Consider the following 26,777-nt stretch of genomic DNA (forward strand, 5'->3'; position numbering starts at 1 on the left):
GTTTTCATACTGCTGTTCCTCATAAACTAGAATTGTATCCCAAGGCCAATGCCAACCTGCAGGGCTTGGGTTGAGTCTCCAAACATATGGTCCAGGCTCAGGTTGATAAAGCTGCTGTCATCCAAAGCAAACAATCCCAACCGCGCGGACACGACGCCGTGGGCGTCACCGATATAGCTGGTATTCACGAACCCTCCATCGGCGGCGCTGGCCCCACTGAAGCCAGCGGTTACCGACACCGTGTCGTCAGACGAGAGGATGGCACCGGCGCGCAGGCTCGCACGCAGTTTCTGCGAGGCGCTCAGTATCTGCTCGGTCCCGATCTCAATCGACGGCGTCAGCGAATAGATCATCTCGTTGTCGTCCTGCAAGACGACACCTGACAAAGTGGCATCGCCATTGCTTTCCGTCGCCAACCGCGTCGCATCGACGGCCAGTTCGGGGCGCAGATACGCTCCACCAGCGCCAAGTCTTTGATCATACGCCAGGCTGAGCCGCAGGTTCTGGTGGTTCATCTTGTGCTTGATCTCGCTGACACCAACGGTGTCCACAATAGTGCCATTGGGCAAAACGCCCCGGATCCCACCTGCACGGCTTGTATCGTAGTTCGACCAACCTGCCGACAGCATGGCCGCAAACTCCCACGCGCCCGTGTATTTGGTCAGCGATGCGCCCAGATTGAACCGATCGCCGGATGCATTGTATTGCGATCCGTTCTGCAGGCTGATCTGGTCGTAGCCCAGGGCAAACCCTGCATACAACTCATCCCCCACCGGTAGACGGACACCCGCCGACCAATTGGTGTTATTGACGTTCAGATCGTTGTAAATCCCGGTCTGCTCGCGGTCGAAGAAATAGCGGCCGCCGGTAAACCAGATACAGTTACGCGGATCATCCCCGGCTTGATAATTGGTGTAGCGTTCGCAGTTTTGCAGCGTATCCGCGAATACCCGCGTACCAAAATACGCATCCACCGCATCTGCGGCGTAGTCCGCTGTCGACAAGCTCTCAATGGCCGCGATCACATCGGCCTCGGATTGCATGTTCCCGATCAGCGCCAAAAGCTCGCCCTGGTCGGATGTTCCCCGCCCGTTCAGGACATCATTGATATAGTCACCGATCGCGGTCTGGTTGGAGTTCATCCTGGGCGTCGAATAGTCTGGTGTGATCACCAGATCGATCGAACTGCCGTCCGAAGTCGCCCCGTTCAAACCAATGGAGTAATCCAGAACCACAGTGTCCTGGATGGTCGTGCCAGCATCTGCGGCCGTTCCATCGGGATTGATGATGACAAGCGGCAATGCGCGTTCGAGCGTGTTCAACCGCGGCACCAATGTACCACCAATGGTGGCATCCCCGGTGACATTGATCAGATCGCTGTCTCCACCCGATATGCCAGTGGTTCGGAAATACACGTCGAACGTTGAAGTCGCAGTGCCGCCAAAGGCCAGACTTCCGGTCACGTTCGTGGTCTGGCTGACATTTTCGGTGAAGGAAAAATCATCCGCTTGAACAGCAGCCGTCAGGCCTCCGTCGACGCCCCAATTTGCGCCCAGAACCAAGTTGCCATCCACCTGCATGAGCCCGGCGTCGCCCAGATTCACGGTATCCAATGCATAGAAGGTTGCACCATCTTCCACGGTCAGGCCATTCGTCCCGTCACCAAGGTTCAGGTTCCCAAGCGCGCGTCCGGACAGCGTGATTTGTTCATTGCCATCGCCGCCGTTCACCAGTTGGTTATTGCCCGCGATCAGCACCGTGTCTTCTGATAGGGTCAGCGTGTTGTCGGTACCTCCTTCGACAATGATCGAGGCAACCGAGTTCGCTTGCCCGGTGCCGCCCATGACAACACCATCGAACCCAAGCATAATGGCGTCTGCACCGTCACGGCCTTCGGATTGTGCAAAGACACCAATGCCACCGTCGCCGACCGACAAGACATTGCCGGTCAGGGTCATGTCGATAGCACCGCCCGACCCGGCGCCACCTGCGGCACCCCGGAATATGGAATCGACGATGCCGCCGCCGCCACCCAACGACTGCGCGGCGACACCGATCGCGTTCTCTCCACTGGTGACCGTGTTACCAGTTTGCAAGAACAGAATGTCCCCGCCGTCCCCGCCATTCGCTGCTGACAGATTTACGGTCACCTGGCTGGGGTCCAGGTCTGTCGTGACAAGACCACCGCCGCCGCCGATGCTCTGGATCACGAACGCATGCGATCCGGTACCACTTGTGTTTACGTCACCGGTATTGGTGAAATCGACGTTGCCGCCATCTCCAGTTGAATCGTCCTGAGCCCCGAGGGTCACATCGACGCCTCCAAGACCAGCAACGACAGCTTCACCACCACCCGCGCCGATGCTTTGAACGCTTTGGCCAAAGGACCGGTCACCGCTGGTGAAGACATCTCCATTCAGATCAAGATCGATATCACCGCCGCTGTTGCGGAAGCTTGGATCGGACCCCAGGATTACCGAAGCAAACCTGTTGGTATCAGCCGTGCCCGTGCTGTTGAGCACCAGCTTACCGCCGCCGCCGCCAATAGATTGCGCCGTACCTGCCGAGGAAAACGCACCATCAGTGCCGACATCGCCAGTCCGGCTGCCGAACACATCGCCACCTGCTGCATCATTCGTATCAATCGCGCCCAGGCGCGCATCAATCTCGATACCGTCGCCATCCTGAAGGCTGATGTTGTTGGCCGATGTGCCACCACCGCCGCCAACACTCTGCAGCATCAGACCTGTCGAGCGGTCACTGGTGGTCGCTATGTTACCGACGTGCGACTGGGCAACCTGGCTGCCCGCCGTGCCCGAAACATCATCACCGCCCAGCGAGATGTCACTGATATAAACAGTGCCGGTTCCACCCGCGCTTGCCGTCGCGGTCGTAAAGTCGACCGATGTTTCGGAGTTGCCGCCGCCGCCATTGACGGATTGTGCGAAGATGGCCTCGCTGCCTGCACCATTCACCAGAATGTCACCGGTTGAATTGACAGTCGCGGTTCCCACCGATCCGGTGGTCCCTTCTCGCGCGCCCAACACATGAGAGATCGTGTAGTCCAGCGCCGAGACCAAGGGCGACGATACCGAATATCCCGCATTACCGCCGCCGCCACCAACGGATTGGGCATAGATACCGAACCCGTTTTCAGCGTTCACGACAATCGTACCGGTATGGTTGACCGTGACATCTCCACCATCCGCCCCGTCGCCACCAGAACCGCCAATGGCGATCTTCGAGTATGACTTGCCGGTCATTGTATTTTTGAGGTCATTCACATCCATCGCAACGGCCAATCCACCATTGCCACCACCGCCACCGACGGATTGTGCGAAGATACCGTAGGCACCTTCGCCATCAACGCGGATGTCGCCGGTATTGGTGACAACCGAGTTTCCGGCAGCATTGCCACTGCCACCCGAACCACCGATGTTCAACTGCGCGGTCGGAGAGCTGTTGTCCCCAGTCTTTAGCCGCAGCGTCCCAGTAATCGAACTCCCACCATTGCCGCCGCCGCCACCAACGGATTGAGCAAAGATGCCATGCGCACCTGCACCAATGGTGATGATCGTACCCGCATTTGTGACGGCCACGTTGCCTCCGGTTCCACCGGAACCACCCGAGCCACCCAGGCCAAACTGCAACGCCCGCCGAGTGCTCGCCTCGGCCCCGCCATAGCGACCATCAACCGAGATTGTCGATCCGCCATTGCCGCCGCCACCGCCGATAGACTGCGCGAAGATACCGTGGCTTTCGGCTCCGCTGGTCACGATCGTACCATCGGCTTCGTTCACAACAGTGGTTGTACTGCCAGAACCACCGGTGCCGCCGGTGCCACCAATAAGGATCGCGTTTGTCGTAGACCCCTCCGAGGACCGGCCCAGAATAATGTTTCGAACCTGCTGTGCATCACCGCCGCCACCGCCGACCGATTGCGCGTAGATACCAACCGACTTGTCGCCCGTGCTCAGGATCACGTCCCGGTTGGTCACAGATACCGCCGCCGACATCGCACCCGAGCCGCCGTTGCCGCCGATGGACAAGGTCGCGGTGTTTCCAATCTCTTTACGAAGGCTGATGATGCGGTTTTCCACGACACCACCCATGCCACCGCCGCCTCCGACGGACTGCGCGAAGATACCATGGGCCATGGTGCCTGCAGTGCTGATTATTCCGTCACTCACTACGGTAACGATGTCCGAGGTCATACCGTCCCCACCGGTACCGCCTATGTTGATCGATGCTGTGGTGCCGACTGTGGACGGGTTGACCACAGCTTTGATGGTATCGAGGTTCGATTGTCCGGCCTGTACCATGCCGCCAGTTCCGCCTGCGCCACCGATGGATTGCGCCATCAGCCCAATCGAGCGATCTCCTAACGTTGCGATCTGGGCAGTGTTGGTCACGTCCACCGTGCCACCAACGCCTCCGGTGCCGCCGGTACCACCGATGGACAAGGCAATTGAAGTGCCCTTGCCAGCCGAGTTGCTGGCCTTGCCACCATTGCCGCCACCGCCGCCAACGGACTGGGCAAATACGCCATGTGCGTCATCGCCCTGCGTGACAACAGTGCCCGCCACCACAGAAGTCACATCGCCTGCTGCGCCACCCGTACCGCCTTCAAGCCCGACTGACAGGCTGGCTTTGTTGCCTTTGCTGTCGCCGGATTTCGGGGTGCCGATGCTGACCGAAGTTGATGACGAGTTACCCCCGCCATTGCCGATGGACTGTGCAAAGAAGCCATAAGACCGGTTGCCCGTCGTGCTGATCGCGCCGTTCGAGCTGGCATAGACGTCCCCACCGCTGCCCCCGGTTCCACCCGTGCGGCCGATCTGGATGTTTACATTGCCGCCATCAACCGACGTCGATGCCGAATTGTAGCCAGCATTGCCGCCGCCGCCGCCAACTGACTGCGCAAACAGACCATGGGAATCTGCGCCCGAGGTCGCGAGGTCGCCTGTATTGCGCACATCCACCGAACCACCGATGCCGCCCTCACCCGTGCCGCCGCCAATAGCCAAGCCAAAGCCTTTGTTGGTCGCGTCGGAGGCAAGCTCATAGGTCATGCCGAGGTTCAAGGCGGCGTTGCCGCCGCCACCGCCGATGGATTGCCCAAACACACCGTGGCTGCCATCTTGCAAGGTGACGATATCACCATAGTGGTCAACATCGACCTCGCCACCGTCCCCTGCCGTACCTGCATCGCCACCGATGGCAACCACCGCCGACACTCCGGTTTTGTTGCCCGAGGAATCTGCAGGGTTCACCTTGCCTTCAAGCTCATCCAAAACCGCGTTGTAGTTGGCGATGACCGAGTCATCGACGCCGGTATTGGTCGGTGTCTTGCGATCCGTGGAATCGCCGGTGCCGCCGTTACTTTGATTGCCGGTGGTCTTGCTGATACCCACAACTGCGTTGATCCCGGCATCGCCGCCGCCGCCGCCAATGCTCGACGCCTCGATACCGTGCGATCCAACGCCATCGGTCGTGATTGTCCCCGCAGCAAGGGCCGCTGTGCCACGCGCGATGGTCACGTCACCCGCATCGCCGCCACCGCCGCCAAAGCCGCCGATCCCCATCGCGATCGGTGAGCTGTCCTTAGTACCAACAAAGGTTGCATTGATGCCGCCAGTGCCACCGCCGCCGCCGATGCTCTGGGCAAAGATTCCGCGCGCGTGATAGCCATTTGTTGCGATGTTGCCGGTCTGAGTGACCGACACGTCACCCGCATCCGCACCAGTACCTCCGTGGCCGCCAAGGCCGCCCACAATGCTCAGATCCGTTTTGCCGTCCGAGTTGTTGGAGTCGCCATAGTTCAGCTGCCCGGTCACGTTCAAAGCACCGTTGCCACCGCCGCCTGCGATCGACTGGGCCAAAACTCCATGTTTCCAGTTGCCGGCGACTGACACAGTTCCCGCGTGATTGACGCCCACATTGCCCGAGACATTGCCGTCACCGCCAAAGCCTCCGACGCCAAACGTAACCGAAGGGATCTTGCCATCTTTGCTGAGCGCAATACCGCCCGAGACATTCAGACCGCCATTGCCGCCGCCTCCGCCGATGGACTGTGCCAGCAGACCCGCCGAGCCATCGGTATCGGGTTTTTCTTCGTTGAAGACACCCATGTCGATGAACAGGCGTTCCAACCCGAAGTTCGACGCCAATTCCTCGGTCTCATCTACGATCGAGTCGCCCAGGAAATCGCGCAGTTTGTCTTCGAAGGTCGTTGTGTCGGGGATCGAGATATCGTCCGGGTTCGTTGTAACCGTAATATCCGCTTGCGAGGTGACCGTGACGTCTCCGGCCTGACCGCCATCGCCTGCGAAACCACCGACGCCCACGATCAGAGAGCTGTCGGATACGATCCCGCCTGACACGTTCAGACCACCGTTGCCACCGCCGCCGCCGACGGATTGGGCCAGCAGGCCGGATTGGCCAGTGCCGTGAGCTGTGATGGTGCTGCCTGCGCCGATGATCACATCAACATTCCCGGCGTCTCCACCGCCGCCACCAAAGCCCCCGACGCCCACGACAACCGCGTAGGATTTGCTGCTATCTGTCTGGCCTGCGCCGGGTTTGCCGCTTATCGCGAGGCCACCCGAGACGTTCGTGCCGCCGTCACCGCCACCGCCACCAAGCGACTGGGCAATGATGCCACTGGCCCCTTTGCTTTCATCAACGGCGAAAGTGCCATCCGATTGCTCGACCATCGGTACGGCCTGTACATTGCCGGTATAGTCCAGATCGACATCGCTTGCATCACCACCGGCCCCGCCAAAGCCGCCAACACCCGCTGAAACCGAAAAGATCGTGTCCGACCCCGATGGTTTGGTCAGCGCCAGAGTGCCCGAAATATTCACGCCCCCGGTGCCGCCACCGCCACCAAGGCTTTGCGCAAACAGACCATGCGATCCGTCACCCGCCGTCACTACATCGCTTTGAACATCCAACGTGACCGCATCGGCATTGCCACCACCGCCACCAAAGCCACCAAGTCCCAGGGCAACCGCTGCACCGGATTTGCCGGTGAGATTGACAGCGCCAGAAACGTTCAGACCGCCGTTACCGCCGCCGCCGCCGACCGACTGGGCTATGACACCAATACTGTCTACGCCAGTGGTTACCAGCGAAGTTGTGCCACTGCTGTCCGTTCTTGAGCGCAATGTGCTGTTCACTTCACCAGCGTTACCCGCCCCGCCACCGAAGCCGCCAACGCCCAGACTGACCGAGCCGCCATTTTCCTGGCTGATACCCAACGAGGCCGAGATATTAGTGCCGCCGTTGCCACCACCGCCGCCAAGGCTCTGTGTCAGGATCCCGGTGCTGCGATCGCCGGTCGTGGTCACTCCGCCGTTGATTGTCGATTGCACCAACGCTCCGGCATCAGCGCCGCCGCCGCCAAAGCCGCCCACACCGATGCCGACCGCCGCATTGGCTGATCGGGACAGAGACAACGCTGCCGAGATGTTGGTGCCGCCGTTGCCACCACCGCCGCCGAGGCTTTGCGTCAGAATGCCGACCGAGTCATCACCGGTTGTCATGACATCTCCGGTGACCCGCTGCGTGACGTTATCTGCCGCACCACCGTCCCCGCCAAAGCCGCCGACGCCGATCCCCAAACCGCCGGAATAGTTGCTGGCTACAGAAATGGCCCCGGAAATGTTTGTGGCGCCATTGCCGCCACCTCCGCCAAGGCTTTGTGCGATAATACCTGCCGACCGCGGACCCGAGGTGCTCACATTGCCCGAGAACGTGTTGTCGACTACCCCGCTGGTCCCGCCACTGCCGCCGAAGCCGCCCACGCCGATACCTGCCGCACCCGATCCAGTGCGTGCGATGCTCAGAGCGCCCGAGATGTTGACGCCGCCATTACCGCCGCCGCCGCCAACGGATTGGACCAGAACGCCCGTCGCGTTCTCACCACTTGTAGTGACATCGCCGGTGACCGAACCCGTCGCCGAGCTCGAAGCACCGCCATCGCCACCCGAGCCACCGATGCCAACCCCGACGGCGCCGCCCCCGGTCCCCGAGATGTTCACGGCTGCTGATACGTTCAGCCCGCCATTGCCGCCGCCACCCGCAGCAGATTGCACCAAGACGCCGCCAGAATTGTCACCGGTAGTGATAACATTGCCAACGACCGTGCCTTCGGCCGTATCCGCGTCGCCCCCGTCGCCACCGCTGCCACCAAGACCAACAGACGCACCACCGCTGCCGGTTCCTGCGACAGTGACTGTGGCCGAGACATTCATACCTCCATTGCCGCCACCGCCGCCAAGGCTTTGCACGATGACGCCGCCGGATTCATCGCCTTGCGTCGAGACGTTTCCGTTCAATGTGGCTTCAACTGTGCCTCCGTTGCCACCGGTGCCGGACGCGCCGCCAAGGCCTACTGACGCGCCACCTGATCCGGTGCCCGCCGCGGCCACTGCGACCGAGACGTTCATGCCACCATTGCCACCGCCGCCGCCGACAGATTGTGCCAAGAGACCGCTAGAGGTTTCACCTTGCGTGATCAGATTCCCGGTTACATTCGCCGTGACCGCCGAGGCGTCACCGCCGCCAGTTCCACGACCGCCCAAGCCAACTGCCGCAGCGCCAGAACCCGTACCTGCGCCACCGACGGAAGCAGAAACGTTGAACCCGCCATTACCGCCGCCGCCGCCGATTGATTGCGCCACAACTGCGCTGGACTGCGCACCTTCGGTTTGAACACTATTGGCAACCGTTAGGCCAACAACACCCCCCGTGCCGCCGCTGCCACCGGACCCACCCAGGCCAACGCTGATCGCGCCCGATCCGGTGCCGGCCCCAGCTAAAGCCGGTGAGACATTGAAGCCACCATTACCACCGCCGCCACCAACGGACTGCGCGAGGACACCCACCGAAGCATCCCCTCGGGTCACCACATTAGCTGTTGTGCTGGCCGTCACCAAACTGCCGTCACCCCCGGCGGACCCTGAGCCGCCCAGACCAACCGAAACCGATCCCGCACCCGTTCCAGCCCCGGACACGGTGGGCGAGACATTGAACCCGCCGTTACCACCGCCACCGCCAAGCGACTGCGCAACAAACCCGCTAGAGGCGAAGCCATCCGTCAGGATGGTGCCATTCGAGGTCAGCGTGACAATGCCGCCATTACCGCCGGTATCACCTGAACCACCCAGTCCTACACTCACCGCACCACTGGCTGTACCTGCGCCCGACAGAACCGGGGCTACGTTGAACCCACCATTGCCGCCTCCGCCACCGATGGATTGCGCTACGACGCCCGAGGACTGATCCCCCTGCGTTTCAACCGCATTGTTCGATGTGGCATCCACCGTGCTGCCATCGCCGCCACCGCCGCCGTTGCCACCCAATCCGACCGAGACGCCAGCCCCTGCAGTGCCCGATCCCTGAACCGATGCGCTGACGTTAAACCCGCCGTTACCTCCGCCACCGCCGATGGACTGCGCAAGGAATGCTGTCGCCGAGTCGCCTTGCGTCAGAATTGTCCCACTGGATCTTAGCGTAACCGACCCGCCATTACCGCCACCTGCGCCCGTTCCACCAAGCCCGACGCTGACCGCACCGCTTGCAGTACCTGCACCGGCCCCGGTCCCCGAGATATTAAACCCACCATTGCCGCCACCACCGCCGATGGATTGGGCGACGACGCCTGAAGAACGGTCCCCGACAGTTACAATCGTATTTGTAGTCGTCAGATTGACTGTGCCACCCGTCGAGCCCGTACCTCCGTCGCCGCCAAGACCAACTGAAACTGCACCGCTCGCAACCCCAGCCCCTGCAAGTGACGCGCTAACATTAAAAGCACCATTGCCACCGCCGCCGCCAACGGACTGTGCCAGAACGGCAGCTGAGTCCGCGCCACCGGTGCTTACGGTGCCTGTGACTCGACCGGTCACCGATTGACCGATTCCACCTCCTGAGCCGTCGCCACCAAGGCCTACGGTGACGGCACCGCCACCTGCCCCCGCACCAGCAACACCGGCCGTCACGTTGAAGCCACCATTGCCACCACCGCCGCCGATGGATTGGAAAACTACGCCGCCTGAACCTTCGGACACTGTTGTGACGTTTCCTGCAACCTGGCCTTCAACCACGCCGCCATTGCCGCCTGTATCGCCGTTGCCGCCGAGCCCGACGCCAATTGACCCAGCACCGGCTCCTGCCGCTGCCACTCCGGCGGTGACATTGAAACCACCATTACCACCGCCACCGCCGATGGATTGAATAACGACAGCCGTCGAGCGTGCACCTTCGGTCCGAACGTCGCCGTTGACGCGCACGCCGGTTACCGTACCGCCTATGCCGCCGCTGCCTCCGTCGCCGCCAAGTCCGACTCCAATCGTTCCGGCACCGCCACCGCCGGCCGCCAAGCCAGCAGCGACGCTGAAGCCGCCATTGCCACCCCCGCCGCCGATGGATTGCACCACGACCGCACCGGCATCATCCCCACGGGTGATGACATCCGCATCAACTTGGGCCGTCACTGTACCGCCCGCACCTCCACCGCCAGCTTTACCGCCGAGGCCTACACTGATGGACCCGGCAGCGCCGCCCGCAATATCGGCACTGGCACCGATGGCATAACCACCATTACCACCGCCGCCGCCAACGGATTGCGCAACGACACCGCTGGAGAATGCGCCACTGGTTTCGATTGAGGTCCCACCGGCACGCAAAGTGACGTTGCCACCGATACCGGCACCACCACCATCTCCGCCGACACCGACGTTGATCCCGACCGCAGCGCCTCCGCTTGCGCTGATACCGGCCGCGATGCTTCCACCACCATTACCGCCACCGCCACCCACGGATTGCGCGATGATCGCGCTGGAGCTTGTGCCAGTCGTGGTCACGTCAGCATTGGTATAGACCTGAACAAGTCCACCATTGCCCGCACTGCCGGCCTTGCCGCCAATTCCAACTGATACGTTGCCCGAAAATAGTGCCGAGGCGCCACCGGTCGCGGCGACCGCCAATCCACCATTGCCACCACCACCGCCGACGGACTGAAACAGCATACCTGTCGACCGGTTTCCGGTCGTGACGACAGTGCCTTCAAACCCAGCTGCTGTTGCGACGCCACTACCATCGAACTGGCCAACCGTGACCGGACCACCCGTGCCGCCCGTACCACCGTCACCGCCAACCCCAACAGCCAGCGAACCCGATACCGGACCTCCAGAGGCTGCGACAGATACGGCATAGCCACCATTGCCCCCGCCACCGCCAACAGATTGCAGCATCACCCCAACCGAGTCGTCGCCACCGGTTTGTACAGAAGCTGAACCGCTGCCGCTAAGCGTGACCGTCCCACCGTTGCCACCATTGCCAGCGGACCCACCAACCGAGACCGATGCCGCGCCAAATGCGCCAACCGCAACCGAGACCGCTCCGCCACCGTTGCCGCCACCGCCGCCGACGGATTGTGCAAATACACCTGCCGAGCGCGCGCCCGAAGTCCGGATAGCCGACGGCTGGCTGCCATCGGTGTTGGATAAGGTTACGTTGACATTGCCACCGGTCCCTCCGGCCCCGCCATCACCACCGATGGCTACCCCGACAAACGCACCTACCGAACCGGACGAACCACCATTGCCTCCACCGCCACCAATCGACTGGGCCAGAATACCCATCGCATCATCACCCGAAGTGGTGATGATCCCGTCATTCACGATCGTCACAGTGGACCCGCTGCCACCGCCGCTGCCATTGCCACCGACCGAGACCATTCCGCCGGACGAGCCGCCGTCACCGCCACCGCCGCCGATGGATTGCGCGATAATCCCGCGGGCGTTGTCGTCTTCGGTTACAATACGCCCGTAGTTGCTGACGCTCACCGCAGCGCCCGTTCCACCCCGAGACCCTGTGCCACCAATCGCAACAAGCCCATATGAATTTGCACCGGTTCCGCCGCTGCCGCCGATGGATTGCGCCATGACACCGTCAGCCCCAATGCCCGAAGTCAGGATGCTTCCCGAACCTTGCACAGTGACATTCACCGCGTCCCCGCTACCGCCGTTCGAGCCCACACCACCAAGAGAAAGTGATACCAGGCCGCCTGCAGTTCCGCCCGAACCACCGCCGCCGCCGATGGACTGGGCAACAATACCGCGCGCGAAATCACCTTGTGTTTCAATCGCGCCACCATGCGAGACGTTAACCCTGCCTCCATTTCCGCCATTATCGGCCCCGCCAATGAGCGAAACCAACAAGTTGCCACTTGTCCCCGCTGACCCCCCCGAACCGCCGATGGATTGGGCGTAAATACCGTTCGCATAGTCGCCGGTCGTCAAGATGCTACCGCTTGAGGTCGTGTTTACCGTTACGGTGCCACCGCTACCGCCATAGCCTCCGTTACCGGACGAGCCAACCAGCCCCCATTGTGACCCACCATTACCGCCGTTGTTCGAAACGCTCAGCGCATAGATGCCATCAGCCGAGTCGCCGGACGTAGAAATGTCACCCCGCTGCGTAACGGTTACATCGCCACCATCTGCCGAGTGGCCACCGGTGCCCCCACCCGGAGCCGCGAAGCCGCTGCCACCATCACCAGCCTCGCCGCTGCGGCTGAACGCAAATATACCGTCATAGCCGTCGCCCGATGTCTGGATCGTGCTGCTGGAGGATTGTGTTGCGTTTACCGTGCCGCCCTCCCCGCCGTCGCCGCCATCGCGCCCGTCCCAAAAGCTCAGATACGAGTCGCCGCCCTGACCACCGTCACCGCCAACGCTACCCACTTGCCAACCGACATTGCTGGTTGCGTTGACATTCCCGCTCAGGGTTTGAGTCTGGGTTGGGCCATCGGCACCGTTTCCACCTGAACTTGGTGGCACAACAAGCGCACCATCGCGCCCATTGCTGCCATCTCGCCCGTAAACGACCTGGCTCACACCGTTAGGTCCGGAGACGTTCACCGGCGGGGTGACAGAGCCAGGAGTACCCGAACTGTTGAAGTTGCTGTTGTACTGAGACAGGGTCAGCTGAGTGGACAAGCTGGCCGTTCCGGTCGCACCAGAATTACTGATCTGAGCCGTTGTTCCCGTTATCGATACAATCTCAAATGCCAGCGGGGGATTGTCGGAGTTGTAAATTGTATCGCCGGCATCTTTGACGAGAAACACATAGCCATCCGCCGTCTCAACAAAAGCCGTCGTCCCGGCTGTAGGTGTTGAAGCGGGATCCACAATCAGTGCAGTGACTGTCGTATCCAGACCAGTCACAGGGTTGTTAACAGTGTCTCCAACAATTGAATCTGCAGTCGGCGCGGCAAGCAAAGGTGTTGAATTAAATAGAAAAATAGAAAGCGCAAACAGCAGGTTTGAAAACTTTGACACCTTGAGACCCTACAACCCAATTCACCAGCACAGAAGGCAAAGAAGAGCTGCACCCAAAAGCAACACATTGCTTTTGGGAATTTCCCCATCACCACCTAAAGAAAGATATGCGCAAGTTTAAGGAGAGTGGATTTCTTAAATTTGTCTAAAACTGGATTTGGTTAAAATAGTGCTAAAATGCCACAACTTGGGTTCATCCCTAAGGCTGGATCAGTTCGGCTGAGTTGGTTTAGGTTCACACAACTTTTCGAAAAAATGAAAGAGCACACTATGAAGGCTGTCCTGTTCGAGAAGTTCCAACAAACCCCCAAGGTTGTCATAGTCGACGACCCTGCACCCGATACTCATGGCGTTGTTCTGAAGGTCGAAGCCACTGGCGTTTGTCGCAGCGATTGGCACGGGTGGATGGGGCATGACAGTGATATCGAGCTGCCTCACATACCCGGTCATGAGTTGGCTGGCGTGGTCGAAGCCGTCGGACGGGATGTAAAGAACTGGAAAGTTGGCGACAAGGTAACCGTGCCTTTCGTCTGCGGCTGCGGAACGTGCAGCGAATGTCACGCAGGGCATCAGCAAGTCTGTCTGTATCAAGAGCAACCCGGCTTTACCCATTGGGGCAGTTTCGCGGAATATGTGCCAATTCATCAGGCTGACCTTAATTTGGTCGCGCTGCCTGAAACCATGGAATTTGCAACCGCCGCCAGCCTTGGCTGCAGGTTTGCCACTTCATTCCGCGCGGTCGTCGATCAGGGAAGGGTCTCGGCCGGTCAATGGGTTGCCATACATGGCTGCGGTGGGGTCGGTCTGTCAGCCGTTATGATTGCTGCCGCCGTCGGGGCCAATGTCATCGGGGTTGATCTAGACGAAGCCAGACTCGAACTTGCGCAAGAACTGGGTGCAGTTGCGACCATTAACGGTACAGATGCTGATGTTCCCGAAGCGATCCGCGAAATCACCAAAGGCGGCTCCCATGTGTCAATCGACGCTTTGGGTCATCCCGTCACTATGACCAACTCAATCCTCTGCCTGCGTCCGCGCGGCAAGCACATTCAGGTCGGTCTGATGCTGGGTGATCACGCTTCGCCAGCAGTACCCATGCCAAAGATCGTAGGACAAGAGATCGAATTGCTTGGTTCGCACGGGATGCAGGCGCATCGCTATGGCGCGATGCTCGACATGATTAAAAATGGCAAGTTGGATCCGGCGCGATTGGTGGGGGAAAAAATCAGCCTGGAAGACGCACCCAAGGCCTTGATAGGGATGGATAAGTTTACCTCAATCGGTGCGACGGTCATCACAAGGTTCTGAGTCACAAACTGGATCCACCCCGTGCGAAAATGGCGCCACTAAACGGCGATTTCAAAATGCATCACTCAATTGGCAAGTTCTGTCGGTATCGCAGAAAAATGGGCATCGCCTGATCCCAAAAGGTACTTTCGGACCGCCAGGTCGATTGATTTACTCTGTTCTGAATAGACACCGCAGGCGGTGAGCGCTTCACGGGCGGTAATGCGCTCATCAAGCCGTTTCCAGATTGTTTTCGCCGCATAAGGGTGTGGAAACGGCCGCCAAGCCACACCCATTGTCATACCACGCAAGTATTTTAGCTGTTGGCGATGTGCGGAATAAAGGATGGTCTGCGCAATGCTTCCTTCCTTGCCGCATTCGTGTTCGGTGGCGAAGATCCTGTTACCGCGCAGGGCAACCAGCCCTTCGTAGCGCGAAATCTGCCGAACGCTTTTGTCCGGGGACGTGGCGTTTTCGTGCGAGCGGATCGTCACCACGCCATCCACCTCCTTAAGTCGGATCAGAGAACAAAAAATGCGCCCCTGCCAAGACGGGGTGCAAAAGAAAGAATGATAGAAGCCCACATAGCGTCTGAGATTCTTCACCTGATCACTGTACGGCTTAACAAACAAGCTGGCAGGAGTTTCTTTCCGACGGACGATCAAGTCTTTCAATGTTTCTTCAAAATCCGTCCGAGGCGCAAAAAGCTGCGCCTCAGGCAGATCGAAATACCGAGCGATACGGCGCAGGTTGTGGGCTGATGGCAAGCTTTCGCCGTTGAGGTAGCGATTAAACTGCTGCCTGTTCAGGCCGATTTCTCGACAGACTTGCGAGATATTGCCTCGCTCGGCGCACAAAGACCGTAAATTTGCGGAAAAACTTTCGGACATAAGCGTCATTTCTTTCGCGTTTTGACGCTATAATGCTAAAGATTGAATAAAAGCGCGTAAAGTAGCTCAGTTCAATAATTTTCGGAATGCGGGTTGGCTGTACCAAACGCAACAACGGGACCTCGCTCCGAATGTCCACAAAAATCATCGAAAACACCTGGATCCCCCTGCCGGATGGTCGGAAACTGGCTGCACGAATTTGGTTGCCCGAAACCGGGCCGTCACCCGCCATTCTGGAATACCTCCCCTATCGCAAACGGGATGGAACTGCGCCGCGAGATGCCACCACTCATCCAGTATTTGCCGAGGCAGGATACGCCTGCATCCGCGTCGACATTGCCGGAACCGGTGATAGCGAGGGGCAGTTCGACGACGAGTATTCGGAACAGGAACTCCGCGATGGTGAAGCCGTTCTGAGTTGGATCGCCGCACAAAACTGGTGCGACGGAAACATTGGGATGATCGGTATCTCTTGGGGAGGGTTCAATGGGCTGCAGCTGGCCTTTCGCCATCCGCCCGAGCTCAAGGCGGTGGTCAGTGTCGCCTCGACCGTGGATCGGTACGCCGATGACATACACTTCATGGGCGGCTGCCTGTTAAGCGACAATATCAACTGGGGCAGTCAAATGTTCGCCTATTTGACACGGCCCGCAGACCCCGAGCTGCGATCTGATTGGCGAGAAGACTGGCTTGCCCGACTTGAGAATGTACCATTCTCAGCAGCCGATTGGCTGCGTCATCCAACGCGCAGCGCGTTCTGGAAACATGGCTCGGTCTGCGAGGATTGGTCGGCGATTCAAGCTCCGGTTCTTGCGATAACGGGTTGGTCGGATGCATATGTCAACGCTCCGCCAGCGCTGGCAGCAAATCTGGCCGTGCCGTCAAAGGCACTGATCGGACCGTGGGAGCACCGCTATCCGCATATCTCGAAACTGGAGGCAGGAGATTTCCATTCCGAGGTGATCGGCTGGTTTGATCGCTGGCTGAAGGGGCAGCAGAATGGCGCCGAAGACCTGCCCGCCTACCGAACCTATATGCAGGATCATTTTGGCCCGAGCAAAAAGAACAAACCCAGGCAGGGCCGCTGGATCGCCGAGACAGAATGGCCGTCGCCCAATGTCAGCGATGAAGTCTGGCATTTGGGATTGGGTGGGTTTTCCGACGTCGCCATTACGGCCGAGATAACCGTATCGAATCCGGCCCATATCGGACAGGCTGGCGGGTATTTCTGCCCGGGCATGCGGATCGACAATGAGTTGGCCGAAGATCAAGCGGCCGATGACGCACTGTCGCTTTGTTTCGATACGGCACCGCTGGACAAGCCGCTTGAACTGCTTGGACGGGCGCGACTGAAACTGTCCTTCACCGTGGACAGACCGGTAGCCCAACTGATTGCGCGATTGTGTGATGTCGCCCCGGATGGGGTTTCTCAGCGGATCACCTATCGGGCGCTGAACCTGACGCACTACAAGAGCCACGAGACCCCTGAAGCGTTGATTCCCGGTCAGGTCTACAGTGCGGAAATTGCACTAAATGAGTGCGCGCATCGCGTGAAACCCGGTCATATCCTGCGTCTTGCGCTGTCTACCGCTTACTGGCCAATCGTTTGGCCCGCGCCAGAAGCGGCAGAGGTGACGTTACAACTGCAAGGCTCGGCGCTGTATTTGCCGGTTCGGACGATGTCTGAGGAAGCTGATCCTGCACATCCCGGACCAGCGCAGGATTATCCGACGTTGCAAAGCACCGAGCTGCGCGCGCCGTCGGGCCGATCCGAACGGCGCATAGAAGCGGATGGAACCGTCGTACTTGAGACATTCGACGACTACGGCAAAGCACAGGACCCCGGCCACGGCCTCATCGTCGGAAGCCACGTCGCCATGCGCTATGCGATCCATCCCGATGACCCAGCGACCGCGCAATTCACGGCAGGCTGGCGTTTCACGTTCGAGAGGGACGAATGGCAGGTCGAGATCAGCACCGAAAACGCGATGACCTGTGACGTCGAGAATTTCTATCTGCATCGAAAACTGCGCGCCACCGAAGGCGCGGACAAAACAGAAGTTCTGACAAAGGAATGGAACGAAACCATCCCGCGCAGGCTTCTGTAAACGATCTGACCCAAGGGAGAACATCATGAAAATCGAATGGACAAAAGCAAATGTCGGGCGCAGGGGCTTCTTGAAAGGGGCAACTGCGCTTGGGGCGGCATCCGCGCTGCCTGCAAGCTGGGCCAATCGCGCCTTCGCCGCTGATGACGGGGTGTTGCGGGTGCGCGCCTACGGTGATGCCCAGAACATGGACCCCGCACATTCCGTCGGTGTTGTCGAAGAAGAAGTGCATGCCTCGATTTACAACAAGTTGATCCAATACAAGCCCGGCGAGGAATGGGGTTGGCAGCTGGATGCGGCGGCGATGATCGAGCAGGTTGACCCGACCCATATCAAGTTCGCCCTACGCGATGATATCGGTTTCACCAATGGCTTCGGTGCGATGACCGCTGAAGACGTGAAATTCAGCATGGAGCGCATCGTGGACGATGCGACCGAAAGCCCGAACAAGCCCGATTTGGGTCCGTTCAGCCATGTCGAAGTGAGCAGCGAACGCGAAGGTACCATCGTTCTGAACGAGCCGTTTGCTCCGATTTGGTCGATCGCCCTGCCCTACATAACCGGCAACATCGTCTCGAAAGCTGCGGTCGAGGCCGCAGGGGGCCGCATCGGGGCTGATCCGGTCGCTGAATCCGGCCCTTATCTGCGGGACAGCTGGTCACCCAAAGAAAAAACCGTGCTTAAGCGCAACCCGGATTGGAAGGGTGACGCACCAACATGGGACACAATCGAAATCCTGCCGATCGACGACGAAAACACCGCCGAGATCGCCTTTGAGGCGGGCGAACTGGACATGACTCGGGTTTCGCTGGGATCGGTCGAACGCTATCGGGCCGGTGTTCCGAATGGCGGATCTTTGGTCGAGAAACCCTCACTGTTCTATGTCTGGTTGGGCATGAATCTGGATCACCCCAAGCTTCAGAACCCAAAACTGCGTCAGGCGATTCAACATGCAGTCGACGTACCAAGCATCCTAGAGGCGGCCTATTTTGGAGCCGCTGAACCCTCGACAGGCATCATCGCACCTGGCCTTGCGGGCCACCGCCCGCAATCTCTGGTCCCTCCGGCGGCAAACTTCGAGAAAGCGGCGCAATTGCTGGCGGAATCTGGCGAGACCAATGTGACGCTTACGCTGGACACGCTGAACAAGACCACTTTCACAACGACGGCTCAGATCATTCAGGCAACTCTGGCGCAGATCGGGATCACGGTCGAAGTCAACGTACTGGAATCCGGTGCATTCTGGGCAAGCGGAGACAACGAGAACCTGCAACTGGTTCTGAACCGCTTCTCGATGACCCCCGATCCATATTATGCGACGGCCTGGTTCACCACCGAACAGGTCGGCATCTGGAACTGGGAGCGGTTCAGCAACGCTGAATTTGACGAAATTCACAACTCGGCATTCAAGGAAGCGGATGTGGCCAAACGCGCTGAGATGTATCAGCGGGCGCAGGATCTGATGGAAGAAAGTGGTGCCTACCGCTTTATCACCCACGAGGCGACACCGGTGATTCATTCGGCGCGTGTCACCCCCGCGCTAAGACCCGACGGTCTGGCACTGCTGCGGTACTTCGGCAAGGCGACCTGACCTCCCCAAGGTCGGTTATGTCCGGCGGGGTTTGACGCCCGCCGGACAAAACAGCTCGCCACCCATCCAAAAGGAGCCAGCTTTTCATGTTTAAGTTTGCAACCCGCCGCTTCGGGCTAGCGCTGCTTATCCTGTTCGTGGCGGTTACCGTCATGTTCCTGATGATCCGCGCCGTCCCCGGGGACCCGGTCCAGATCATGTTGGGGCCACGCGCAACACCTGAGCTTCAGGCCCAGCTCACCGCTGCGTTGGCGCTGGATCAACCAATCTGGAAACAGCTGGTCATATTCTATGGAAACCTGGCCCGTGGCGATCTGGGAATCGACGTATTCTCGGGCCGGTCAGTGACAGATATCGTGTTCCAGCAGCTACCCTACACTCTGGAACTGATCTTTGCGTCGATCCTGTGGTCCGCCACTTTGGGAATTGCACTTGGGGCATATGCCGCTGCCCATCCAAACACTCTGATCGATCGCATTGCGGCGGCGATTTCGGTCAGTTTTGTTGCAGCACCCGCCTTTGTCGTAGCACTTCTGTCGCTATTGGTCTTTGCCGTGCATCTTCAGTGGTTTCCAGCCATCGGCGCGGGCGAAGGCTTCTGGGGTCGCATTGATCACCTCGTTTTGCCCGCCTTTGCCATCGGGCTAAGCTGGGTGGGCTACATCGCGCGGTTGGTGCGCGCCTCGATGTTGGAAGTCTTAGGCGAAAACCACGTTCGGACCGCACGTGCCTTCGGTATCGCAGAGCGCCGCGTGGTGATGGTTTATGCCTTGCGTATCGCCATTCTTCCGGTTGTCACGGTGATCGGCGTCGGCATGGGTTTCCTGCTGAGCTCGGCCGTATTCGCCGAAATAGTGTTCGCGCGCCCGGGTCTGGGGAAGCTGGTGATCGACAGCATAACCACCCGCAATTACCCGATTGTCATGGGCTCGGTTCTGATCTCAACCGGTTTGTTCGTCGTGTCGACCGCACTGGCGGATCTGATCAATGCGTGGCTCGACCCACGCGCTAGACAAGCGCATTGAGGAAAGCCGAAATGGAAAAATCTCGTTCTGAACTTGGTCAGATCATTGTCGGCGTCGCCCGCGACCCTCTGGGTCTGATTGGTTTGGTCATTGTCGGCACCATCGTCTTCTGTGCGATTTTCGCCTATTGGATTGTGCCCTATGATCCTGTGGCCATGGATATCAAAGCCCGGTTGCAAGGCCCGTCTGCCGAGCACCTTCTGGGTACGGACCAACTTGGCCGCGATACGTTTTCCCGCGTGATTGCCGGCGGTCAGGTTGCGTTGAAAGTCGCCTTGCCTGCCGTCTTTGGTGCTATGGCAATTGGCCTAACCTTGGGAATGATTGCGGGGTATGGGCCAAAATGGCTCGACAACCTGTTGATGTTGTTCTTTGACACCATCCGATCCTTCCCAACCGTGATGTTCGCGCTGGCCGTTGTGGCCCTGGTCGGTCCCAGTTTGCAAACGGTTGTGTTCGTGGTGATGGCGACTTCGATCCCAACCTATGGCCGTGTGGCGCGAACGCAGACCCTGACGTTGCGCAACTCCGAGTTCATTCTGGCCGAGCGGTCGATGGGGGCCAGCATGGCCCGCATCTTGGGTGTGCACATGCTACCAAATATCGTGGGGGTTTTGGCCGTCCTAGCTGCTATGGACATCCCGACGGTAATCGCGCTTGAGGCGGGGCTGTCCTTTCTCGGGCTTGGCGTGAAGCCCCCAACCCCCAGTTGGGGCGCACTTCTGAAGGACGGGTATTCCCTGATCCGACAGACACCTTGGCTGGTGGTGGGCGGCGGTCTGCCGATCATTCTGGCAACCCTGGGCTTTACGTTTTTAGGGGAATCCCTGCGCGACGTGGTTGATCCCAAACTGAGGAAACAGCGATGACCGAAACTCTTCTGGAAATCGAGAACCTCAGCGTCGATTATGAAACGGCACGCGGAGATCTCAAGGCATTGCGAGATATCACCTTTGACATCCGCAAAGGTGAAATCGTGGGTATTGTCGGTGAGTCTGGTTGCGGAAAATCAACCTTGATCTCGTCGATCCTGCGGCTGACCGCACCGAACACGCGGTTCCGGCAAGGCGAAATACGCTTTAAGGGGCAGGATCTGTTGCAAGTGCCTGAACGCAGGATGCGTGATCTGCGCGGGGCCGATATCTCGATCATCTTTCAGGACCCGATGCAGACCCACAATCCGGTTCTGACCATTGGCCAGCAGATGGTCGATATTCAGCACCGGTCCAAGGCTAGTAAGCAGGAAAAACTGGCCAATGCGGCAAAGATGCTGGGGGCTGTCGGTATCCCGGACCCAGAGGCGCGGTTAAAGCAGTTCCCGCATGAGTTCTCGGGCGGGATGCGGCAGCGGATCGCGATCGCCATGGCGTTGATGTCAGAACCCGACCTGCTGATCGCGGATGAGCCGACCACCGCGCTGGACGCCACGCTTGAGGTGCAGATCATCGAACGCCTGAAAGAGCTGCAGCGCGAATTCCATTGCGCCATACTATTTATCTCACACCATCTGGGTGTGATCGCGGAACTGTGCGACCGAGTGGTTGTGATGTACGCAGGCGCCGTCGTCGAAAGCGGTGAAGTGCGCGAGATTTTTCACAATCCCAAGCACCCTTACACACGCCGTCTAATCGACTGTGACCCGGGCCATATCAAGGAACGCGCACGGGTCCTGCCAACCATTCCGGGCGAAGTACCCGATCTGGCCAACCTGCCCGGTGGATGTATCTTCCGCGACCGCTGCGACCAGGCGATGCCGCGCTGTGCAATGGACGTTCCCCCCTTGGATCTTCTGAAAGAAGGGCATCACGCCGCCTGCTGGCTGAACCATGAGGAGGCCGTGACATGAGCCTGCTGAATGTCCAAGAACTGCAAACCAGCTATGGCCCGGTCAACGTGCTGGCGGGCGTCAGCTTTGAGGTCGAAGCTGGCGAAACCTATGCGCTTGTCGGCGAAAGCGGTTCGGGCAAGACAACTGTCATCCGTGCGATTGCGGGCCTGGCCCCGGCGCAGGCCGGTTCGGTCGTGTTTGACACGCAAGAGATACGGGGTGCGCCGGAACGGGTCATGCGCCCACTGCGCAAGGACATGGCGATGATGTTTCAGGACCCTGTGGGCAGCTTGTCACCACGCCTGACAATCCGAAGCCTGATCACGGAACCCTATCGCATTCAGGGTATGAAAGATCGCGATCTGGATGCCGAAGCCAAGCGTCTGCTGGAAATGGTGAACCTGCCGGTGAATTTCGCGGACCGCTACCCCTATCAATTGTCCGGCGGCCAGGCACGACGGGTTGGTGTCGCCCGCGCCTTGGCGCTGGAGCCGAAACTGATCCTGGCGGATGAACCAACGGCAGGGCTGGATGTTTCGGTACAGGGTGAGCTGCTGAACCTGCTCAATGACCTGCGGGAACGCCTGGGCCTGGCGATGGTGATCATCACCCACAACCTGAACGTGGTGCGCCACGTGGCAGACCGCATGGGCATTATGTATCTGGGTCGACTGGTCGAGGAAGGCACGACAGAGGCGATCTTCGACGATCCGCGCCACCCCTATACCCGCTGCCTGCTAAGCGCCAACCCCGAGCCGGACCCCGATGCGCGCCTTGAACGGATCGCGCTCAAAGGTGAGCCGCCCAGCCTCTTGCAACGCCCGTCGGGCTGTGAGTTCCGCGAAAGATGCCCGTTTGCCAAAGACATCTGCACACAGACACCGCAATGGGAGGTTGCGGCGGGCCACGGGCTGCGCTGTCTCGCACCCTTGTCGGGTGCGCCTGCTCCGGGTCACTAAAGGATGAGGGAAACACTCTATTTCGGCGGTCCCATCCTGACGATGGACGCCGACAATTCCCGACCCGAGGCGGTGTTGGTGCGGGACGATGTCATCAATGCGGTGGGGGACGAAGCAACGCTGCGGCGGCAGATGTCATCCGATGCGGGTGTATATGACCTAGCTGGCCAGACCCTGATCCCAGCCTTCATCGACTCACACGGCCACTTCCCAGATCCCGGCTTCATCCAGTTGTTTCGGGTTGATCTTGCATCACCTCCGCGCGGCGCGTGTATGGATATGGCGCAAGCTTTGGAAAAGCTGCGCTGCCGGGCCGAAGAGACGCCTGAGGGCGATTGGGTGATGGGCGTTTTGTTCGACAACACCGCCATTTCAGAAGGCCGCATGCCTACCCGGGCCGAACTGGATGATGTCTCAACGGCGCATCCAATCTGGGTTCTGCATGCTTCGGGTCACAACGGCGCGGCCAATTCGATGGCGCTGAAGCTGCATGGCGTCAATCGCGACACCCCGGACCCGGCCGGAGGGCGTTATGGCCGCGACCCCGATACCGGCGCCCTGACGGGGCTGGTCGAAGGGCTGTTGGCCATGGGCGAAATGGGCGACACTGATTTTCTGATCGACCGGGACAGGTTCTGGCAAGGGTTCAACGCCTGCCGTGATGAGTATCTGTCCCGCGGGGTAACTTATGCACAGAACGCTTGGGCATCGCAGGTTATGCTCGACCACTTTGCCAGCCTTCCTGCCGATCAGGATCCCGGCATTGATTTGGAATTGTTGCCAATTGCCGATCTGGAACCGGCTCTGAGCCAGGGCTGGATCGACGATAACTGGCCCGGCAACCCACATTTTACGCTGGGTGCGCGCAAGCTGTTTACCGATGGCGCATTCCAATTGCAGACTGCCTATCTGTCTGCGCCCTACTACAAGTCGCTGGACCCCGATCACCCCTGTGGCATGATCTATGCCACGCAGGTCGACATGGATTTCGAGGTTCTCCGCCTACACGCTATGGGGTTTCAGATCCACTGCCATTGCAACGGGGATGCCGGGGCCGAGATGTTCATCGATGCGGTGGACAAGGCCTTGCTAGCGCATCCGCGAGACGATCACCGCCATACAATCATCCACGGCCAGGTTCTGCGCGACGATCAACTGGACCGCATGGCGCGGCTTGGAATAACTGTCAGCTTCTTTTCAGCACATGTGCATTTCTGGGGGGACCGACATTACGATACCTTCCTCGGCCCGGAACGCGCTGAACGGATTTCGCCAGCCGCAACTGCGGAACGATACGGTGTACGCTATACTATCCACAATGACGCGTCGGTTACGCCAACGCGGCCAATCCATCTGGCGCATTGCGCGGTGAATCGACTGACTGCATCCGGCCGGCAACTGGGTGAAAAGGAAAAGATCAGCGTACTGTCTGCGCTACGGGCACAAACCATCGATGCGGCGTGGCAAGTGTTTAAAGAAGATCAGCGCGGTTCGATTGAGCCCGGAAAACTGGCAGATTTCGCCATCCTTTCTCGCAATCCCCTAGATGATCCTGAACGGCTGCTCGACACATCGATTGTTGCCACCATCCGGCGAGGACAGATTGTGTTTGGCGCCACCAAATCCAGAAAAGAACTGGAATTTTAGAATGACAGCCAAACGCATTGCCATTGCCGGATTTCAACACGAAACCAACTGCTTCGGAGCGACCAAAGCGGGTCTGCCCGAGTTCGAGATGGCAGATTCCTGGCCCGAAATGTTGCATGGCGCGCGTGTCATCGCAGACACCAAAGGCATGAACCTACCCATCGCCGGGTTTTCTTCCGCCGCGAACCAGGCAGGTTTCGAGCTTTTCCCAATCCTGTGGTGTGCGGCAGAACCTAGCGCTCATGTCACGGATCACGCGTTCGAGAAGATATGTACTATGATCTTGGATGGCCTTCGCGGCGCGGGACCGCTGGACGGAGTGTATCTTGACCTGCACGGTGCCATGGTGACTGAAAGCCTTGCTGATGGTGAGGGAGAACTGTTGCGCCGAGTACGTGATCTGGTAGGGCAGGATGTTCCGGTCGTGGCGAGCCTGGACCTGCATGCCAATATCTCTGACCAGATGATCTCGCAGGCGGACTATCTGGCAATTTTCCGCACGTACCCGCACCTCGATATGGGCGAAACCGGTGCGCGATGCGTACCGGTTCTGCAAAGGCTACTGGCCGGAGAGAAACTGCACAAAGCCTTCCGGCAGGTGCCCTATCTGATCCCATTACATGCGCAATACACCTGGGCTGCACCGTTTGATGAGATTTATCAGTTGCCCACCCGGTTCGAACAGGCCCATGTCTATGCAGAAATCGCACTGGGTTTTACAGCGGCAGATTATCCCGATACTGGTCCGTCCTGCGTTGCCTACGCGACCAGTGCCGCGCAAGCGACCGCCGCAGTAGATCAAATAGTCGACCTTTTTCTGGCCCGCGAACCTGATGTGGACTGCTCTATGTTGTCGTTGGACGAAGCCGTTCTGGCCTGTCGTTCGCATCGCGACAAACCGCTCGTGTTAGCGGATGTACAGGACAACGCAGGCGCAGGCGGCACATCCGATACCACCGGACTTCTGGCCGCTTTGATCGAGGGGGAAGCGCAGGAGGTTTTGATGGGTCTCTTCCACGACGCCGAAAGCGCAGAGAAAGCGCATCGTGCAGGCCAAGGCGCAAAACTGAACCTGGCCATCGGCGGAAAATCAGGTCTGCCCGGGCTGCACCCCGTTGAGGCAAAGTTCGAAGTTCTGGCCATCGGAGATGGCATCTGCCGATACTCAGGTGAGATGTACGGAGGCGGCATCGCGACGCTTGGCAAAACGGCCGCTCTGAGGATGATAGAGTCTGGCGCGAAGATAGACTTGGTCGTCACCAGTGTGCGCAACCAATGCCTAGACCGCGCTCATTTCACCCATATCGGCCTGAATCCCACATCCTATTCAGTGATCTGTGTCAAAAGCACCACACATTTCCGGGCGGATTTCCAACCCATCGCAAGCGACGTGAAAGCCGTTGCCGCTCCAGGCACCTTTCTCTGCGATCTGGACCAGATCCCCTACTACAACATCGCAGGCAAACGCCGCATCGAAACACGTGGACCCAAAACCAGAACCCATTGATTTCCCACCCGCATCGCAGCTCGCAATCGACATAGCAGGCGCAGAAACTGCATTGATATCCCGCTTGTAAACTAAGAGATTGGAAACTTCTCGCTTCACGTTTTGACAATGCTGCGTCATCATTCGCTTCAAACCTACAGAAGATAGGGCTTAAACCGCTTCTGTTCGGCAGAAACCCAAGCCCATTACGACCAAGCTTTGATAGAGCAACCCTGCGGCAAATCCCGACCCAGCGAACGGACCTTGCTAGCGCGATTCACGGTTCGAAATCGAGCGGTGAAGATGTCTGACTTATATTGGTTGGCTGGCGCACATAAAGCGCGTCTTGAGCCCTTATTCCCCAAATCACACGCCAGTCATCTACGCGAGACCCGCGGAGTTACAGACCCAGATTGTGATGATCTGCTAAAACCCGCTTTTTATCGGAATAGTGAACGAAACCGCAACGCTGGGAAATACCATCACACCGGATACCTCCGCTCAAACAAACTGGTCTGAGATCCGGCCTGTTCGGCGTTGGATGTAGACGGCAAGTGTAGCTATCGATAGACAACTTCCAAAGGGTCAAACCGAAAACGAGGGC

General features: G+C 59.2%; 11 protein-coding genes. 9 read left to right on the top strand and 2 right to left on the bottom strand.

The window, feature by feature from the left end:
* Positions 1–26 precede the first annotated feature (26 nt).
* Positions 27–13,352 carry an autotransporter outer membrane beta-barrel domain-containing protein gene (locus tag ACR0AY_RS10000; protein WP_170512054.1) on the bottom strand — a complete coding sequence of 4,442 codons (13,326 nt, stop codon included), beginning with the start codon at positions 13,350–13,352 and terminating at the stop codon, positions 27–29.
* A 270-nt stretch (positions 13,353–13,622) separates the two neighbouring features.
* Here ACR0AY_RS10000 and ACR0AY_RS10005 point away from each other — a divergent pair, with 270 nt between their 5' ends.
* On the top strand, positions 13,623–14,660 hold the full coding sequence (locus tag ACR0AY_RS10005; protein WP_170512056.1) for a zinc-dependent alcohol dehydrogenase family protein: 1,038 nt from the start codon (positions 13,623–13,625) through the stop codon (positions 14,658–14,660).
* 65 nt (positions 14,661–14,725) lie between these two features.
* Here the strand turns inward: ACR0AY_RS10005 and ACR0AY_RS10010 are convergent, their stop codons facing one another.
* Positions 14,726–15,538 (bottom strand): helix-turn-helix domain-containing protein, encoded by an 813-nt coding sequence (locus ACR0AY_RS10010; RefSeq protein ID WP_480454091.1) that lies wholly within the window; start codon positions 15,536–15,538, stop codon positions 14,726–14,728.
* 122 nt (positions 15,539–15,660) lie between these two features.
* Here ACR0AY_RS10010 and ACR0AY_RS10015 point away from each other — a divergent pair, with 122 nt between their 5' ends.
* From ACR0AY_RS10015 to ACR0AY_RS10050, 8 genes are all read left to right on the top strand, one after another.
* The gene (locus tag ACR0AY_RS10015; protein ID WP_480454093.1) at positions 15,661–17,637 is read left to right on the top strand and encodes a CocE/NonD family hydrolase; all 1,977 of its coding nucleotides are present in this window, start codon (positions 15,661–15,663) and stop codon (positions 17,635–17,637) included.
* Positions 17,638–17,662: 25 nt separating this feature from the next.
* Positions 17,663–19,228 (top strand): ABC transporter substrate-binding protein, encoded by a 1,566-nt coding sequence (locus ACR0AY_RS10020; protein WP_170509482.1) that lies wholly within the window; start codon positions 17,663–17,665, stop codon positions 19,226–19,228.
* An 86-nt stretch (positions 19,229–19,314) separates the two neighbouring features.
* Positions 19,315–20,253 carry an ABC transporter permease gene (locus ACR0AY_RS10025; protein WP_170512062.1) on the top strand — a complete coding sequence of 313 codons (939 nt, stop codon included), beginning with the start codon at positions 19,315–19,317 and terminating at the stop codon, positions 20,251–20,253.
* An 11-nt stretch (positions 20,254–20,264) separates the two neighbouring features.
* Positions 20,265–21,122: an ABC transporter permease gene (locus tag ACR0AY_RS10030; RefSeq protein ID WP_170512064.1), complete on the top strand. Its 858-nt coding sequence runs from the start codon at positions 20,265–20,267 to the stop codon at positions 21,120–21,122.
* The gene (locus tag ACR0AY_RS10035) at positions 21,119–22,099 is read left to right on the top strand and encodes an ABC transporter ATP-binding protein (RefSeq protein ID WP_170512066.1); all 981 of its coding nucleotides are present in this window, start codon (positions 21,119–21,121) and stop codon (positions 22,097–22,099) included. Before ACR0AY_RS10030 ends, ACR0AY_RS10035 begins: the two co-directional genes overlap by 4 nt.
* On the top strand, positions 22,096–23,040 hold the full coding sequence (locus ACR0AY_RS10040) for an ABC transporter ATP-binding protein (RefSeq protein WP_170509478.1): 945 nt from the start codon (positions 22,096–22,098) through the stop codon (positions 23,038–23,040). Before ACR0AY_RS10035 ends, ACR0AY_RS10040 begins: the two co-directional genes overlap by 4 nt.
* Positions 23,041–23,043: 3 nt before the next feature.
* Positions 23,044–24,687 carry an amidohydrolase gene (locus ACR0AY_RS10045; RefSeq protein WP_480454095.1) on the top strand — a complete coding sequence of 548 codons (1,644 nt, stop codon included), beginning with the start codon at positions 23,044–23,046 and terminating at the stop codon, positions 24,685–24,687.
* 1 nt (position 24,688) lies between these two features.
* Positions 24,689–26,194, top strand: coding sequence for a M81 family metallopeptidase (locus ACR0AY_RS10050; protein WP_170512070.1), 1,506 nt, complete (start codon positions 24,689–24,691; stop codon positions 26,192–26,194).
* Positions 26,195–26,777 lie beyond the last annotated feature (583 nt).

The organism is Ruegeria sp. A5, assembly GCF_056543005.1.

Excerpts from the sequence above, each read along its gene's own strand:
- ACR0AY_RS10005 (WP_170512056.1), top strand. The coding sequence starts at position 13,623 with ATGAAGGCTGTCCTGTTCGAGAAGTTCCAACAAACCCCCAAGGTTGTC.
- ACR0AY_RS10010 (WP_480454091.1), bottom strand. The coding sequence starts at position 15,538 with ATGACGCTTATGTCCGAAAGTTTTTCCGCAAATTTACGGTCTTTGTGC.
- ACR0AY_RS10015 (WP_480454093.1), top strand. The coding sequence starts at position 15,661 with ATGTCCACAAAAATCATCGAAAACACCTGGATCCCCCTGCCGGATGGT.
- ACR0AY_RS10020 (WP_170509482.1), top strand. The coding sequence starts at position 17,663 with ATGAAAATCGAATGGACAAAAGCAAATGTCGGGCGCAGGGGCTTCTTG.
- ACR0AY_RS10025 (WP_170512062.1), top strand. The coding sequence starts at position 19,315 with ATGTTTAAGTTTGCAACCCGCCGCTTCGGGCTAGCGCTGCTTATCCTG.
- ACR0AY_RS10030 (WP_170512064.1), top strand. The coding sequence starts at position 20,265 with ATGGAAAAATCTCGTTCTGAACTTGGTCAGATCATTGTCGGCGTCGCC.
- ACR0AY_RS10035 (WP_170512066.1), top strand. The coding sequence starts at position 21,119 with ATGACCGAAACTCTTCTGGAAATCGAGAACCTCAGCGTCGATTATGAA.
- ACR0AY_RS10040 (WP_170509478.1), top strand. The coding sequence starts at position 22,096 with ATGAGCCTGCTGAATGTCCAAGAACTGCAAACCAGCTATGGCCCGGTC.
- ACR0AY_RS10045 (WP_480454095.1), top strand. The coding sequence starts at position 23,044 with ATGAGGGAAACACTCTATTTCGGCGGTCCCATCCTGACGATGGACGCC.
- ACR0AY_RS10050 (WP_170512070.1), top strand. The coding sequence starts at position 24,689 with ATGACAGCCAAACGCATTGCCATTGCCGGATTTCAACACGAAACCAAC.